The organism is Amycolatopsis coloradensis, assembly GCF_037997115.1.
Classification (GTDB): domain Bacteria; phylum Actinomycetota; class Actinomycetes; order Mycobacteriales; family Pseudonocardiaceae; genus Amycolatopsis; species Amycolatopsis coloradensis_A.
Genome location: NZ_CP150484.1, coordinates 1,594,953 through 1,609,577, shown reverse-complemented (window position 1 = coordinate 1,609,577; position 14,625 = coordinate 1,594,953). Strand labels below are relative to the sequence as shown.

Sequence of the window (14,625 nt, the reverse complement as noted above, 5' to 3'; positions counted from 1 at the left end):
TCGCACGGCGGAGGAGTCTGCCTTGCGGATTTGACCTTCACCAGGGCAGAAAGCAGGACGATAGGCAAACGTCACACGGCGACAGGCAGATAAAGACGTTCGCGCCGCCGGGTGACGTCATTCGGCATCGGCTCCAGTTCCCCCGTCGCGATGAATCCCAGCCGCAGGTACAGCTGCCGCGCGTGGTCGTTGTCCTCCGCGACGTGCAGCCACACCTCGCGCGCACCGTCTTCCTCGGCGACCGACCGCACTTCACCCATCAGCTTGGTGCCCACCCCCCGGCGACGGGCTTCGGGCGCGACCCACATCGAGTAAAGGATCCAGCCGTCGTCCCGCGCCCGACCGGCGACGAGACCCACCGGACGCCCGTCGTCGAAGGCGGCGAACCAGACGTCCCCGGTCAGTTTCGCGAGCCACTCCTCGTCGGATTGCGCGCGTTCGGCCGCGGCGATCGAACCGTAGTTCTCGGGCGTGTCCGTCAGGGCACGCAGGCGGATCTCACGGAAGAGGTCGAGGTCCGCGGGGATGAGCCGTCGAACGAGCACCATCCGGGCAGAATCCCACGTCCACCGGCGGATCAGGGAACGAATATCGCCGATCGGCCAAGATCGGGGTCGGCCACTCGGCCGATCCGCCACCGGCAGCGGCGGCCCTTCGACCGAAGTGGCCGCACCCGCATGATCCATAACGTCGTGGCCATGACGAACGCACAGGTCACCGCCCTGCAGTACGGCTTGATCGGCTTCTTCGCGCTCTGGGCGACGGTACTGATCCCGCAGCTGATCGTCCTGCACGCGCGGTACGGCCGGGTGCGGCTTCGTCCCGTCCTGACCATGGCCGCCGTGCTGCTCTACATCACCATGACCCTGGCGGTGACCTTCCTGCCGCTTCCCGGGCCCGGAGTCAAACGGCTGAGTCAGACCGTGCAGTTGCATCCGTTCCAGTGGGTCACCGACATCCACACCGAACTGCTCAAGCACGGGCTGCCGATGGCCGACTGGTTCACCACCCAGACCTTCCAGCAGGCCACCATGAACGTGCTGCTGTTCGTCCCGCTCGGCTTCTTCGCCAGGACGCTCTGGAAGCGCGGCCTCATCGGCACGACGCTGATCGGGCTCGCCGCGTCGCTGCTGATCGAGATCACGCAGCTGACCGCGAACTTCGGCACCGCGCCCTACGTGTACCGGATCTTCGACGTCGACGACCTGCTCAACAACACCGGTGGCGCGATGCTCGGCTGGATCGCCGGGGCATTGCTGCTCAGCCTCGTGCGGAAGCCCGTTCCCTCAACGATCGAGCTGCAGCCGCTGCGTGGCGAGCGGGTCGACCTCGCCCAGGTCCGCTAGCCTCGCCTGCCGTCGCTGGGCCGCGCGCCGCGCGGCCCGCCGGTCTTCCGCGATCACCAGCACGGTGGCCACCACGAAGATCAACGCGACCAGGCCGAGGATGAGCGAGAGCTGCAAAACGCCTCCTCGAAGACGACCTTGTGTGCGAGATCACAAACAGTACGCATATCGTGGTGACTTGACCACCCCTTGAGACGAATGCGGGTGTCCCAGGTCACGCCGGGGTCGCCGAGAACCACGTCCGGTCGCCGGTACACCAGCGTTCGAAGGTCAGGTCTGCCCTGGCCAGGGCGGTAGCCGGCGCCTCAGATCCAGAAGCCGTCGGCCGTGAACGCCCCCTGCTCCATACCCGCCGGCGTGCCGGAAACTGGCGGGGTGAGGACCAAGCCGACCAAGGACGAGCTTGCCGCCGCCTACGGCAAGACCATCGACGACGTCATCGCGCCCGATCTGGACGTGCTGTTCTGCGGGATCAACCCGGGCCTCTACTCGGGCGCGCTCGGCCTGCACTTCGCCAGGCCGGGGAACCGGTTCTGGCCCGCCTTGTACCGCGGCGGCTTCACCCCGCGCCTGCTCGACCCCAGTGAGCAGCACGAACTGCTCGGCCTCGGCCTGGGCATCACGAACGTCGTCGCGCGGACGACGGCGCGGGCCGACGAGCTGACCCCGGACGAATTCCGTGAAGGCGGGCGCCTCCTCGCGGCGAGGGTCGCCGAATACCGGCCACGCTGGCTCGCCGTGGTCGGGATCACGGCCTTCCGGACGGCGTTCGGGCTGCCGAAGGCGAAGATCGGCCCGCAGGACGGCGAGATCGGCGGGGCACGGGTCTGGGTCCTTCCCAATCCCAGCGGGCTGAACGCGCATTGGACGCCCGCGGCACTCGGAGACGAATTCGGCCGCCTTCGCACCGAAGTCCACTCTGAGTAGCGAACATGTCAAGTTCCGCCCTTAGCGGGCTCATTTGAGCAAGAGATCCACAACCAGCTGATACGCAGAGTTTGCCGCGACGCGGCGATACATCTATGAGGGGGATATCGCGTCACGTGATCCGACCTACTGACTCGTAATAGTTACGAGGTGTCATCTCTGTCCGGTCCCGCAGGGGGGACCGGTTGACGAGGGTGACCACGCCGGGGGGCGGTGGTCACCGAATGGCTTTCGAGTCTTCTCGTCCGGAGATGGCGGGGCAGGAAAACGGAGGGGTCCGTGATGCGAAGCATCGAGCCGAACCGAACACAGGCCGGCAGGCCTGGCGGACTGTCACCAGGCGGTCGCGGACTCGGCGTGGCCGCCGTCGATCCGATCCCGATCTTCTGCGAGGGCCTGAGCTCGCTGGTCCACCGCACACCGGGCCTGCAGTGGCTCGGGCACGCGACCAGCCATCACGCGGCGCTCCAACTGTGCGAACAGCTCAAACCGGACGTCATCGTGCTGGATTCGGCGCTCGACCCGAACTGCCACCTGTCCCGCCTGCTCAGCGGCGGCGACCCGGCCCTGGTCATCATCACGATGATCAGGGACACCAACCGCACCCAGCAGTACCTCGCCGCGGCGATCGCGGCGGGCGTGCACGCGATCGTGCCGCGGGCGACCGACGGGCGGCACCTGACCGAGGCGATCCGGCGCGCGCACAGCGACCGCCGCTACATCGACCCGACGCTGGCGGCGCTGACCGCGCGGCCGAAACGCCAGCCCGTGCTCCCGAAGCCGGGCGACGCCCCCAAACCGGCGACCGCGCGCGGCCTGATGCCGCTGTCCCGACGCGAGTACCAGGTCCTGCAACTGGTGGCGGAAGGGCTGGAGAACTCCGGGATCGCGAAGATCCTGTTCCTGTCCGTGGAAACCGTGCGGACGCACGTCAAGAGCATCCTGCGCAAGCTTTCGGCCCGCGACCGGACACACGCGGTGACGATCGCGTTCCGCTCCGGCATCCTGGTCACGAACCCGGACGACGCGCACACGCCGGTCGAGCCGCCCGCGACCACTTCGATCGCGCCGTCCTCCCGCTGAGCCCCCCATATTGCTGATTTACACATCACAACAGTGGCCATTCACTTGCCGCCGGTTACCCACAGGTAATATCCTGAAGTTACCGGCGAGTAGGGGACGTGTGCCCGGCCGGGGAGCCGAACACATTGGAGTGACGAAATGGGCCACTACAAGAGCAACGTCCGAGACCTGGAGTTCAACCTCTTCGAGGTACTCGGCGTGCAGGACCGCCTCGGCAAGGGCGTCCTCGCGGAATCCGACGAGGAGACCGCCCGCGGCGTGCTGACCGAGCTGAACAAGCTCGCTTCCGGTCCCCTCGCCGACTCGTACGCCGACGCGGACCGCAACCCGCCGGTGTACGACCCGAAGACCTTCTCGGTGAAGATCCCCGAGTCGTTCAAGAAGAGCTACCAGGCGCTGATGGACGGCGAATGGTGGCGGCTGGGCCTGCCGAACGAGCTGGGCGGCTTCGGCCTGCCCCCGACCGTGCAGTGGGCCGCGGCCGAGCTGATCCTCGGCGCCAACGCGCCGCTGTTCATGTACATGGCGGGCCCGAACTTCGCCGGCATCGTCGACAAGAACGGCACCGACGAGCAGAAGCGCTGGGCGCAGATCATGATCGACCGCGGCTGGGGCGCCACCATGGTGCTCACCGAGCCCGACGCCGGTTCCGACGTCGGCGCCGGCCGCGCCAAGGCCGTCAAGCAGGAGGACGGCTCCTGGCACATCGACGGCGTGAAGCGGTTCATCACCTCGGCCGAGAACGACATGGTCGAGAACATCATGCACCTGGTGCTGGCCCGTCCCGAGGGCCCCGGCATCGAGACCAGGCCCGGCACCAAGGGCCTTTCGCTCTTCCTCGTGCCGAAGTTCCACTTCGACGGCGAGACCGGTGAGCTGGGCGAGCGCAACGGCGCCTTCGTCACCAACGTCGAGCACAAGATGGGCATCAAGGCCTCCACCACCTGCGAGCTGACCTTCGGCCAGCACGGCACGCCCGCCAAGGGCTGGCTGCTCGGCGAGGTGCACGACGGCATCGCGCAGATGTTCCAGGTCATCGAGTACGCCCGCATGATGGTCGGCACGAAGGCCATCGCGACGCTGTCGACCGGCTACCTCAACGCGCTCGAGTACGCCAAGGAGCGCGTCCAGGGCGCCGACCTGCCGAACATGCTGAACAAGGCGGCGCCGCGCGTCACCATCACCCACCACCCGGACGTCCGCCGCTCGCTGATGCTGCAGAAGGCGTACGCCGAGGGCCTGCGCGCGGTGTACCTCTACACCGCGACCTTCCAGGACCAGGTGTGGACCGGCGAGGGCGACGAGGCGTCGCAGAAGATCGCGCACGGCGTCAACGACCTGCTGCTGCCGATCGTCAAGGGCGTCGGTTCCGAGCGCGCGACCGAGCAGCTCGTGCAGTCGCTGCAGACCCTCGGCGGGTCGGGCTTCCTGCAGGACTACCCGATCGAGCAGTACATCCGTGACGCGAAGATCGACTCGCTGTACGAAGGCACCACGGCCATCCAGTCGCTGGACTTCTTCTTCCGCAAGATCGTCCGCGACAAGGGCGCTTCGCTGGCCTACGTCGCCGGGGAGATCACGAAGACCATCGAGTCGGAGATCGGCAACGGGCGGCTCAAGAACGAGCGCGCCCTGCTCAAGCAGGCGCTGGAAGACACCCAGGGCATGCTCGGCTCGCTGATCGGCTACCTGACCTCGTCGCAGGAAGACCCGCAGAACATCAACAAGGTCGGCCAGCACACGGTCCGCCTGCTGATGTCGGTCGGCGACCTGCTCATCGGCTGGCAGCTCATCAAGCACGCCGAGGTCGCCATCGGCAAGCTCGACGCGGGCGCGTCCGCGAAGGACGTCCCGTTCTACGAGGGCAAACTCGCCGTGGCGTCGTTCTTCGCGAAGAACGTGCTGCCGGAGCTGACGTCGCGCCGCGCGATCGTCGAAGCCGCGGACAACAGCCTCATGGAGATCCCCGAAGCCGCGTTCTAAACGGTTTAGTGACGAAGAGCCCTCTCCGGTCCGGAGGGGGCTCTTCGTGGTTTCGAGGCGGTTTTCCGGGGGCATTTCCGTGCTGAGTCCGCCCGCGGGCGGAGACCTCGGCAAAGGAGTCTTCAATGACAGTCACCGGCATCATCACGGCGATCGTGGTCGGTTTGATCCTCGGGGTGCTCGGCAGGTTCTTCGCCCCCGGCAAGCAGTCCATCCCGATCTGGCTGACCATCATCGTCGGTATCGTCGCCGCCTTCATCGGTACGGCGATCGCCCGTGGACTCGGCTACGCGGACACGAAGGGCTTCGACTGGCTCGAACTCATCACCCAGATCGTCATCGCCGGTATCGGGGTGACCCTGGCCGCGAACCTCTACGGACGCCGCGGTGTCACCCGGTAAGGGGTCTTGAGGCGCGATGAGCCCGAATCGGTGTCACCGTGGGCTCATCGATCTCCAGCGAAGGAGGAACCATGTTGGGTGGCCTTTGGGGCATCATCACCACGATCGTGGTCGGGCTGATCCTCGGTGTCATCGGCCGGATGCTGGCGTCCGGCGATCAGAAGATCCCGATGTGGCTGACGATCGTGGTCGGCATCATCGCCGCTTTCATCGGCAACTGGCTGGCCGGTGTGTTCGGTGTCCGTGACACCCCGGGCATCGACTGGATCCGGCACGCCTTCCAGGTCGGCGCGGCCGTCGTCGGCGTCATCGCCGCGGCCGCCATCTACGCGAAGGTCAAGGGCGGCGGTCACCGCGCCGTGACCTGACCGGGGCTACGGTCGGCCCCTGTGACCACTCGACTCGATCTCGGTGGCCAGGGGCTGACCTCCCTGCGCGACCTCCCTCTCCCTGCCTCGCTGGAGTACCTGGACCTGTACGACAACCGGCTGACGTCCGTTCCCGACGAGCTGTGGTCCCTGTCCGGGCTCCGTGTGCTGAATCTGGCCGCCAACCGGCTGACCACCGTCTCGCCCTCGATCGGCGCCCTGCGGAATCTGCACACCCTGGATCTGGGGCACAACGAGCTTTCGACCCTGCCGGACGAACTCGGCGAGCTGTCCGGGCTGACGGAATACCTTTACGTGAGCGACAACCGGCTCACCGAGTTCCCCGCCGCGCTCTGCTCGCTCGGACGGCTGAAATACCTGGGCTGCACGGACAATCGCATCTCCACACTTCCGGAAGACCTCTCCGGGCTGGCCTCGTTGCGCGAATTCCGCTTGTACGGCAACGGGTTGACCGAACTACCGGAATCGATCGGGACGCTTTCCGCGTTACGCGAACTACACCTGCGAAAGAACCTGCTGACTTCCCTACCGTCCTCTCTCGGAGAGCTGAGCGAGCTGCGTCAGCTGGACCTGCGCGAGAACAAGCTCACTTCGCTGCCGTCGTCCATCGCCCGGCTGTCCAAATTGGACAAACTGGACCTGCGCTGGAACAAGGAGTTGCGGGAGCCGTCGTGGCTCGCGGACTTCGAGGCTCGCGGCTGCATGGTGCTGCGGTGAGCCTCAGGTGCAGATGATCGCGGCCCGCGGCGAGTAGGTCGCGTTGCGGGTCTCCCGGCGGACCTCCGTCCCGGTGACGACGTCGACGAGCACGCGGGTGTCCGAGGTGCTGAACCCGGCCGCGCCGGGATCGGGTACGCACCCGGGGCCAGAGCCCATCTGCACGGGCTGGGGGACGTAGGAGTGCCTCTCCCCGCCGACGCTCTGCACCGAAAACCGTTTGGTGCCCCAGATCCGCACGGTCACCGAACCGTTGGCGGGGATCACCTGGATCGCGATCCCGGTCGGGGCGTCGTTGACGATCTGCAGCTCGACCGGCGAGCCGTCGTTGTTGATCGCCTTCACGTCGCGCGCGACCGGATAGCGGTCGAGGTAGTGGTCGTGTTCCAGATGCCCGCCATCGGCCAGCCCCGCCAGGTACGCGGCGTTGTAGAGCGTCGTCGCGAGCTGTGAGACGCCGCCGCCGACCACGACCGGTCCGGTGCCGTCTTCGTTCACCGGAGCGGGGACGTACCCCACGTCCGCCGTCCTCGCTCCGGACCGCGCGCCGAGGCTGAACGTCTCATTCGGCTTCACGATGGCGCCCGAGACCCTGCTCGCCAGCGCCTGCACGTTCGTCATCGCCGGCCCGCTCAGGCCCGACGTGGTGAATTCGCCGATGATCTCGTTGATGCCGAGGACGTTCGCCGCGTCGGTGCTGACGGCCGGGCTGCTGGCGTCGTAGACCGCCTTCAGCTCCCGCTCTTCGCTCTTCGCGAGCACCGAAGTCAGCATCGAGAACGTGTGGTCCCAGTTGATCTTCCGCGCGTCCTTCGACGGCTGCACCGCCGGCCTGTCGCCGACGAAGACGATCTGCGCGTCCGCCCCGTCGGTCTCGGTCTCCTTGAGCTGAGGCTGCGCGGCCGCGCGCAGTTTGCCCTGGTCGATGCGGACTTCGAGGTTGCCGTCGTCGCGTGCGGCGAACTGGAAGGACTCCGCGATCGTGGCGGGTTTCAGTGTCGCGTCCTTGCCCTCGCCGCGGATGACGAGCGGTTTCGCGACCGCGGGGACGACTATCTTGACGAGCGCTGCGTGTACACCGAGCGAAGTCGCCTTCACGGGCGCGACGTCCACCTTCAGCTCGACACCTTCGTCGCCCAGCCAGCGGTCGATGACCGCGGTGACCGCCTCCTTGACGTCGGCGAGCGTCTGCCCGTTCCGCGGCTCGACCGCGGTGGCGACGACGCCGCCGTCGCTGCCCGCGACGGGCTGGAACGTGATGTTCCCTTCGACCGGCGGGCGGTTCAGCTGCGCGGCGGCGAGGTCCGAGACGGCCTTTTCGAGCTTCGGCGCGTCGGTCCAGGTGACGACACCGACCTCGCGGCTGCTGAAGAACGACATCAGCCGCGTGTACGGGCTCAGCGGCTGATGACCGGCGCGCCCGAGCGTCTGCGGCCAGTCCAGGCCGAGACCGGACGACGTCGGGTACAGCACCGTCCGGACGTCGCCGGCCCGCACCCGTACCGGCTCGATCAGCCTGGGCTCCAGCTCACGGCGGAGCTTCGACTCCGCCTCCTTGTGCGTGAGGCCGCCGACGTCGATCCCCGCGACCGTGACGCCGCGCGGGACGTCCCCGGCGCTGACGATCAGATCGACCGCGTACGCGACCACGAACAGGCCCATGAGCACCCCGGTGACCATGAGGGCCTTGCCGAGTCCCCGGCGGAACTTCGACGCGGGCGTGGGCGGCGGATGCACCACCCTGTCACCCTCGAAGAGCTCGTCCACCAGGCCCTGGTCGGAGTCCGGGAGGAGATCGTCGGTGAACAGGCCGGCACCCGGCTCGTCACGGTCTTCGCGCACCGCCCCTCCCGTGGCTCGAGTTACAGGTACAACCCCGTGCCGTGTTCGGTCCGTTCGGTCGCCACGGCGTGGATGTCGCGTTCCCGCATCACCAGGTGTCCCTCACCCTGGATCTCGACCTCGTGCTGGTCGTCCGGGTTGAACAACACCCGGTCGCCGGTCTTGACGTTCCGCACACTGTTGCCCACGCCCAGTACATCACCCCACGCGAGCCGCCGCGCGACCTGCGCGGTGGCGGGGATGACGATGCCGCCGGAACTTCGGCGCTCCCCGTCCTCGGGGGACAGCTTCACGAGCACCCTGTCCTGCAGCATCTGAATCTCGAGTTTCGGCCGATCTGACACGAGTACGACTCTACTTACCCGGATCGCCCGCCATGACCAGGCTCAGCACGCTTTCTCCGCCCTTTTCGAACCGCACCGGGACGCCCCAGTCCTGCCGGGTGATGCGGCACGCGGGGTGCTCGCCTCCGTCGTCACAGCTGGCGGCCTGCGCGACGACCTGAAGGACCCCGCCGGTGACGCCCTCGGCGAAGCGGAGCTTGCGGAACAGGTCCGTGCCCACCCCGGCGCCGTCGGCGAGCAGTTCCGGCGGCGACGCGCTGATCTCCAGCCGCGTCGACGGACCGAACCGGTCGTCGAGCTTCTCACCCGGCGGCGGGGTGAAGACGACGGAGAACTCCAGCTCACCCGGCGCCAGCACGGTCGGCGGACGGCGGACCGCGTGCGCGTCCCCGGCCACCGCCTGCTCACCGAGCGGCACCGGACCGATGCGGCTTCCCGCCGACTCGACGACCAGAAGTTCGCCGTCGTGCACGAGCAGTCCGGACGGCTCCGCGAGACCGGTCGCGAGCGTGGTCACCTGGCGGGTGAGCGGGTCGTAGCGGCGGATGGCGCCGTTGTAGGTGTCGGCGATCGCGATGGTGTCGCCGGGCAGCACGGCGAGGCCGAGCGGATGTTGCAGGAGCGCCTTGTCCGCGGGCCCGTCGACGTGCCCGAAGGAGAACAGGTCGACGCCGACCGCCGTGTGCACGGTGAACGTCTCGCCCTCGGGCTGGATCCAGCGCAGCGCCGACGTCTCCGCGTCTGCGAGCCACAGCTTCCGTCCGTCGGGCGTGAGACCGGACGTCTGCGCGAAGAACGCTTCGTGGACGTCGCCGTCACGCAGGCCTTCGACGGTCGTGCCGGCGAAGCGGCGGATGGTGCCCGAGACGGGCTCGAACACGCTCAGCGTGTGGTTGCCCGCCATGGCGACCACGACACCGCCCGTGGGTCCCCACCAGGCGACGTCCCAGGGGCTGGTCAGGTCGATGTCGAGCGCCTTGCCGGTGTCGACGCCGTCGCGCCACTGACGGCCGGTGCCGGCGACAGTGGAGACCTCACCGGTGATCAGGTCGATACCGCGCAGCCGGTGACCGGCCGTGTCGGCGACGACGGCGTGGTACCCCGCGCGCTCGGCGACCTCGTACGGCAACAGGGTGATCCCGGACGGCTCGGTGAAGCTCGCCAGGTCGAACGGCCCGTCCTGCGCGCCGCGCTCTCCGCTGCCGAAGCGGCGGATGATCGTCTCGCCGTCGGACGCGAACTCGACGACGGAGTGATTGCCGGTGTCGGCGACCAGGATGCGGCCTTCGGCGGTGGTGACGGCCTTGCTCGGGAAACGCAGCTCGGTGCGCTGCTCCTCGGCTGGGACGTACGGGCTGCCGCCGCGGCGCAGCGTGCCCTTGGCCTCGTGGGTGGCGACGAGGTCGGCGATCACCCGGCGCAGCGCCTCGGCGTGCCCTTCACCGGCGGCGACGTGGACGACGTAACCCTCGGGGTCGACGACGACCAGCGTCGGCCACGCCTTGACCGCGTACTGCGACCAGGTGGCCATCTTCGGGTCGTTGAGCACCGGGTGGTGCACTTCGTAGCGCCGCACGGCGGCCTCGATCGCGGCCGCCTCGCCCTCGTGCAGGAACTTGGGCGAATGCACGCCGATGGTCACCAGGACGTCGGCGAACTCGGCCTCCAGCGGGCGCAGCTCGTCCAGCACGTGCAGGCAGTTGACGCAGCCACTGGTCCAGAAGTCCAGCAGGACGACGCGGCCGCGCAGCCCGGCGAGCGTGATCCGCTCACCGCCGGTGTTGAGCCACCCGTCGCCGTCGAGCTCGGGCGCCCGGACGCGGGACTGCGTTCGTGGGGAAGTCACGACATGAGTGAACTACACGCGCGGCCGTGCTGTTCCGACGTCCAGGCGTTGAGAGGGCGAGCTCACCCCGAGGGAGGAGGCCCATGTGGGTGACGAGGGAGTGGTGTTAAAAGAGAAGGCGCCTTCGCGTTGGGCAACTTAGGCTCGAACACATGTCCACTGTTGAGCACGCCTTCACCATCGAGGAGGCACACGACCTCCAGGCGAGCTTGGCCGAACCCGTGCGTCCCGGGTTGAGCGAGGCCGAGCTCGACGACGTCGAAGCCCGCTTCGGCTTCCGGTTCGCCGCCGACCACCGCACCTTCCTCTCCGCCGGGGTGCCGATCGGCGACCGCTGGCCCGACTGGCGCTGCGGCAACCCCGACCAGCTGCGGAAACGCCTGGACTGGCCGGTCGACGGGGTGCTGTACGACGTCGAACACAACGGCTTCTGGCTACCGGACTGGGGCATGCGCCCGATCGACCTCGCCGACGCGCTTTCGCGGGCCCGCTCGCATCTGGCGCTCGCCCCGCAGCTGGTCCCCGTCTGCGGGCACCGGTATCTGCCGGGAATCGCCGGGAGCACGGGATATCCGGTGCTGTCGGTGTATCAGACCGACATCGTCTACTACGGCTACGACCTGCGGGGATACCTGCGGCACGATTTCTGTGGCGAGCCCTTGGGCCCGCCGCCGTCCGGCGGGCCGCGTCAGGTCGAGTTCTGGTCGCGGTTCGTGGAGTGAACGGACTCGGCGGCGGCCTTCAGCCGGGCCAGCGTCGCGGCGATGTTCGCCCGGTTGGCGTCGTCCCGCTTCCAGACCCCGGTGAACAGCGACGTCGGCCCGCGCAGCCAGCCCGGCCGCCGGTCCCACGTGCTTTCGACGGCCACGCAGCCGTCGCCCGAGGCCTCGATGTCGTACTGCCAGCGCGCGACGGGAAGACCGGCGACGGTGGTCACCTCGAACGCGAACCGCTTGCCCTCGTCGGCGTCGGTGATCGTCGAGAGAGTGCTCCAGCGGCGGAACCCCTGGCGGTTGCGGCCGCGGAACTTGGCGCCGACGGCGGGCTCCTTCGCCGCACCGACCCAGCGGTGCCCTTCGTACTCCTCGGCCATGTCCGCGAGGGCGCCCGGGTCGCTGACCAGGGCGTACACCTTCTCGGGCGGGGCGGCGATCGCGATCTTGCCGGTGGCGCTGGGCTGCGTCATCACATACCTCCGTACTGAGGGTATGTGAAATACCCTCAGTTGTCGCGGCGGAGCATCCGGCTTATGCCGGCCGCCACCGTCGTCGCCAGCACCCAGCCCGAGGCGGTGAACCCGGCCGCGACCCAGTTGTCCATGCCGTGCATGTACCAGCGCGACTTGTTGCCGAAGTCGACGATCGGGACCAGGAGGTCGATCGTGTACAGCACCGGGTTCCACTGCAGCCCGGTGTCGTCCTGGTTGACCAGGCACCGCGGCCCGCTCACCGTGAGCTTGGGGTTCGTGATGCAGTCGTCGACGCCGAGCCCGAACCACAGACTCCCCAGCACGAGCAGCGTCAGCAGCCAGCCGAGCGCGCGCACCGGACGGAAGCCGTAGCCGACCATCGACCGCTGCAACCAGCTCCACACGTGCACGCCGGGTCCGAAGAACTTGAAGCCCTTCGCGAGTGCCTCGTACCGGAACTGCTGTTTCTTCAGCAGCACCGTGGACGCGTGCTCTTCATTACCGGACGCGCGCAGCGTCGCCGCCAACTGGTCGTAGGGCCCCGGGCGGTAACCGTCCATCGCCTTGCGCAGCAAGGCGATCCGATGGTCGATCGCCCGGTCGTCGTCGAGCGCGATGTCCTCTTGCAGTGCGTCGTAACGGAAATCCTCCAGCTCGATCCCGCTCGCCGACGCCCAGAACGCCTCGTTGTCGCCCAGCGTCCCGCAATGCGCGCGCCGCAGCACGATCCGGCCGTCCGGCGGAGCGCCGGGCGTGAGCAGGAATTCGTCGGCCGAGACATCACTGCCGTCGAGCGCGATCCCGTGCTGTGGCAGGGAACCCAGTCGCGCGCCGCGGAAGTCGACGCGCCGCGCGACCTGTGCGCCGTCGAGGTTGACCCCGCCCTGCGCGACGAACGGGCGTTCCTTGTTCTCGGTGAGGATCAGGTCCCGGCCGATCCGCGCGGTGCGGACGTCCAGCGAGTAACTGGTGCGCGTGCGCGCGCCTGGCTCGGTCAGGCTCGTGCCGAAGAGGTTCACGCTGCCGCCGATCTCGGCGCCCTGCAGCCGCAGGGTGCCCTGAACGGTCGCGTCGGTGAGCTGGAAGTTGCCCGCGACCTTCGCGCGTCGCGCGGAAAAGACGTCGCGGCGCGGGTGGAGGAACATCGAGTTCCACGCCAGCACGTTGCCGCCGACGGTGATGTCGGCCATGCGCAACTGCCCGGACGGCACCCGCAGGCTCGTCGCCTCCAGATCGCCGCCGATGGTGGTCCCGTCGAGGTGGATCGCGCGGTCGTAGTAGGGAATGGTCTGCCCGCGGACGACCTGGACCTCGGCGCCGGCCAGCCGCAGCGACCCGCCGATCCGGGCGTTGACCATCCGCAGCGTCCCGGTCGCCTGCATCCCGTCGCTCAGCTCGAGGTTCCCCTTGACCGTCGAGCGATCCGCGACCAGCGCCGGCCGCGGATCGATGTACGGATCGTTCGACTTCCACGCGTCGACGACGATCGGCCCGGCCTGGTTCACCGAAAGCCTTGCCTCGCGCAAAATGATGTCACTGTCCACAGTGGCGCTCGGCAGGAACATGATCCCACTGGCGGAGAAGCGTTTCCGCTGGGCGGCGGGCCCGTAGTTGTCCACCTCGCACAACAGGCTGCCGCCGATGTGGATCCCGTTCCCGTTGAGCGCGAACCCGTCCCGGTTGTTCAGCGTCGCGCCGGAGAAGTTGACGTTACCGCCGGCGCGCATCCCCGGGATGCGGACTTCTCCGTTGGCCACCAACCGATACGCCAGCAACGCGCCGACGATGTTGACCCGGTCGGCCTGGATCGCCTTGCCGCGCGGATGCGTGATCACCGTGCGGGTCAGCACGACGGAGCCCTCGATGACCGCGTCGGTCAGGTTGACCGCCGCGTTCGGCATCCCGCGCTCGCGATCGTCGCCGCGCTGGACCGTGGTCTCCTCGATCTCGTGCTCGGCGTCGACGTGCACGACACTGCGGATGAGGCGGACGTCGTTGCGGGTGCGGAGGTTGCGCGCCTTGAGCCCGGGCAGCCAGCATTTGCGGAACACGAGCCCGAGCAGATGCGCCTCGCGGACGTCCGGCGGATGCTCGAACCGGCACCGCTCGAACCGGAACAGATACTTGATGTCGGCCGCGCGCAGATCGAGCGTGCCGGTGATGTACGCGTCTTCGACCTGCACGATCGGCGCGTTGGTCGCCTGGCGACGCCAGCGGAGCAGCCCCGTCGAGCCCGGCTTCATCAGCTCGGACGCCGGAACCTCGTACCGCTTGTCGGGGTTCGGATCGAACGGGTCGAGCGGCGGCAGCGACGTGTCGCCGTTCTGGTCGCCTTCCCCCGGATCGCGCGGCCCGTTGTTGCGCCGAAAACCCGGCATCGTTTCGTTCCCTCCCCCGTCGTTCCTCGGGCACCAGCGAAGCCGATCACGCATGGGATTCGCAAGTGGCCCAGGGCAGTAGACCGGAAGCTGCCACGTGCCTGCGACGGCAGAACGGCCGCCTCGGGTGCTGGAACAGGTCGTTTGCGTCCGCCGCAGTGATCTTGACCGGATTCGCCG

The 14,625-nt window shown here is 68.3% G+C and carries 15 protein-coding genes; 8 read left to right on the top strand and 7 right to left on the bottom strand.

From position 1 onward, the window contains the following. Positions 1–71: 71 nt before the first annotated feature. On the bottom strand, positions 72–548 hold the full coding sequence (locus tag LCL61_RS07320) for a GNAT family N-acetyltransferase (protein ID WP_340686140.1): 477 nt from the start codon (positions 546–548) through the stop codon (positions 72–74). Between the two features lie 150 nt (positions 549–698). Between LCL61_RS07320 and LCL61_RS07315 the strand changes: the two genes are divergently transcribed. After that, positions 699–1,346, top strand: coding sequence for a VanZ family protein (locus LCL61_RS07315; RefSeq protein WP_340686139.1), 648 nt, complete (start codon positions 699–701; stop codon positions 1,344–1,346). Here the strand turns inward: LCL61_RS07315 and LCL61_RS07310 are convergent. Then, a complete protein-coding gene (locus LCL61_RS07310; RefSeq protein WP_340686138.1) occupies positions 1,287–1,463 on the bottom strand; it encodes a hypothetical protein in 177 nt (58 codons plus the stop codon). The genes LCL61_RS07315 and LCL61_RS07310 overlap by 60 nt on opposite strands. A 258-nt stretch (positions 1,464–1,721) precedes the next feature. Between LCL61_RS07310 and mug the strand changes: the two genes are divergently transcribed. From mug to LCL61_RS07280, 6 genes are all read left to right on the top strand, one after another. Next, a complete protein-coding gene (gene mug, locus LCL61_RS07305; protein WP_340686137.1) occupies positions 1,722–2,273 on the top strand; it encodes a G/U mismatch-specific DNA glycosylase in 552 nt (183 codons plus the stop codon). Between the two features lie 282 nt (positions 2,274–2,555). Further along, a complete protein-coding gene (locus tag LCL61_RS07300; protein ID WP_340686136.1) occupies positions 2,556–3,356 on the top strand; it encodes a response regulator transcription factor in 801 nt (266 codons plus the stop codon). Positions 3,357–3,494: 138 nt separating this feature from the next. After that, positions 3,495–5,339, top strand: coding sequence for an acyl-CoA dehydrogenase (locus LCL61_RS07295; protein ID WP_340686135.1), 1,845 nt, complete (start codon positions 3,495–3,497; stop codon positions 5,337–5,339). Positions 5,340–5,464: 125 nt separating this feature from the next. Continuing rightward, complete coding sequence (locus LCL61_RS07290; RefSeq protein WP_340686134.1) at positions 5,465–5,740, top strand: GlsB/YeaQ/YmgE family stress response membrane protein; 276 nt, start codon at positions 5,465–5,467, stop codon at positions 5,738–5,740. Positions 5,741–5,811: 71 nt separating this feature from the next. Beyond that, positions 5,812–6,108, top strand: a complete 297-nt coding sequence (locus tag LCL61_RS07285) for a GlsB/YeaQ/YmgE family stress response membrane protein (RefSeq protein ID WP_037307283.1) — start codon at positions 5,812–5,814, stop codon at positions 6,106–6,108. A 21-nt stretch (positions 6,109–6,129) separates the two neighbouring features. Next, positions 6,130–6,846 carry a leucine-rich repeat domain-containing protein gene (locus LCL61_RS07280; protein ID WP_340686133.1) on the top strand — a complete coding sequence of 239 codons (717 nt, stop codon included), beginning with the start codon at positions 6,130–6,132 and terminating at the stop codon, positions 6,844–6,846. Between the two features lie 3 nt (positions 6,847–6,849). Here the strand turns inward: LCL61_RS07280 and LCL61_RS07275 are convergent, their stop codons facing one another. From LCL61_RS07275 to LCL61_RS07265, 3 genes are read right to left on the bottom strand one after another with little or no spacing between them, the layout of a single operon-like run. After that, positions 6,850–8,688 carry a VanW family protein gene (locus LCL61_RS07275; RefSeq protein ID WP_340686132.1) on the bottom strand — a complete coding sequence of 613 codons (1,839 nt, stop codon included), beginning with the start codon at positions 8,686–8,688 and terminating at the stop codon, positions 6,850–6,852. A 20-nt stretch (positions 8,689–8,708) separates the two neighbouring features. Beyond that, positions 8,709–9,002: a GroES family chaperonin gene (locus LCL61_RS07270; RefSeq protein ID WP_007032412.1), complete on the bottom strand. Its 294-nt coding sequence runs from the start codon at positions 9,000–9,002 to the stop codon at positions 8,709–8,711. Positions 9,003–9,042: 40 nt separating this feature from the next. Beyond that, a complete protein-coding gene (locus LCL61_RS07265; protein WP_340686131.1) occupies positions 9,043–10,878 on the bottom strand; it encodes an NHL domain-containing thioredoxin family protein in 1,836 nt (611 codons plus the stop codon). Positions 10,879–11,030: 152 nt separating this feature from the next. On the opposite strand from LCL61_RS07265, the gene LCL61_RS07260 reads away from it, so the two are divergent. After that, a complete protein-coding gene (locus tag LCL61_RS07260; protein WP_340686130.1) occupies positions 11,031–11,600 on the top strand; it encodes a hypothetical protein in 570 nt (189 codons plus the stop codon). Here the strand turns inward: LCL61_RS07260 and LCL61_RS07255 are convergent. Both LCL61_RS07255 and LCL61_RS07250 read right to left on the bottom strand, forming a co-directional pair. Continuing rightward, positions 11,567–12,064, bottom strand: a complete 498-nt coding sequence (locus tag LCL61_RS07255) for an SRPBCC family protein (protein WP_340686129.1) — start codon at positions 12,062–12,064, stop codon at positions 11,567–11,569. The genes LCL61_RS07260 and LCL61_RS07255 overlap by 34 nt on opposite strands. Before the next feature lie 35 nt (positions 12,065–12,099). Beyond that, the gene (locus tag LCL61_RS07250; RefSeq protein ID WP_340686128.1) at positions 12,100–14,445 is read right to left on the bottom strand and encodes an oxidoreductase; all 2,346 of its coding nucleotides are present in this window, start codon (positions 14,443–14,445) and stop codon (positions 12,100–12,102) included. Positions 14,446–14,625 lie beyond the last annotated feature (180 nt).

Bases quoted from the DNA above. Each gene is read 5' to 3' on its own strand.
- LCL61_RS07320 (WP_340686140.1), bottom strand. From the start codon at position 548: ATGGTGCTCGTTCGACGGCTCATCCCCGCGGACCTCGACCTCTTCCGT.
- LCL61_RS07315 (WP_340686139.1), top strand. From the start codon at position 699: ATGACGAACGCACAGGTCACCGCCCTGCAGTACGGCTTGATCGGCTTC.
- LCL61_RS07300 (WP_340686136.1), top strand. From the start codon at position 2,556: ATGCGAAGCATCGAGCCGAACCGAACACAGGCCGGCAGGCCTGGCGGA.
- LCL61_RS07295 (WP_340686135.1), top strand. From the start codon at position 3,495: ATGGGCCACTACAAGAGCAACGTCCGAGACCTGGAGTTCAACCTCTTC.
- LCL61_RS07290 (WP_340686134.1), top strand. From the start codon at position 5,465: ATGACAGTCACCGGCATCATCACGGCGATCGTGGTCGGTTTGATCCTC.
- LCL61_RS07285 (WP_037307283.1), top strand. From the start codon at position 5,812: ATGTTGGGTGGCCTTTGGGGCATCATCACCACGATCGTGGTCGGGCTG.
- LCL61_RS07270 (WP_007032412.1), bottom strand. From the start codon at position 9,002: ATGCTGCAGGACAGGGTGCTCGTGAAGCTGTCCCCCGAGGACGGGGAG.
- LCL61_RS07260 (WP_340686130.1), top strand. From the start codon at position 11,031: ATGTCCACTGTTGAGCACGCCTTCACCATCGAGGAGGCACACGACCTC.
- LCL61_RS07255 (WP_340686129.1), bottom strand. From the start codon at position 12,064: ATGACGCAGCCCAGCGCCACCGGCAAGATCGCGATCGCCGCCCCGCCC.
- LCL61_RS07250 (WP_340686128.1), bottom strand. From the start codon at position 14,445: ATGCCGGGTTTTCGGCGCAACAACGGGCCGCGCGATCCGGGGGAAGGC.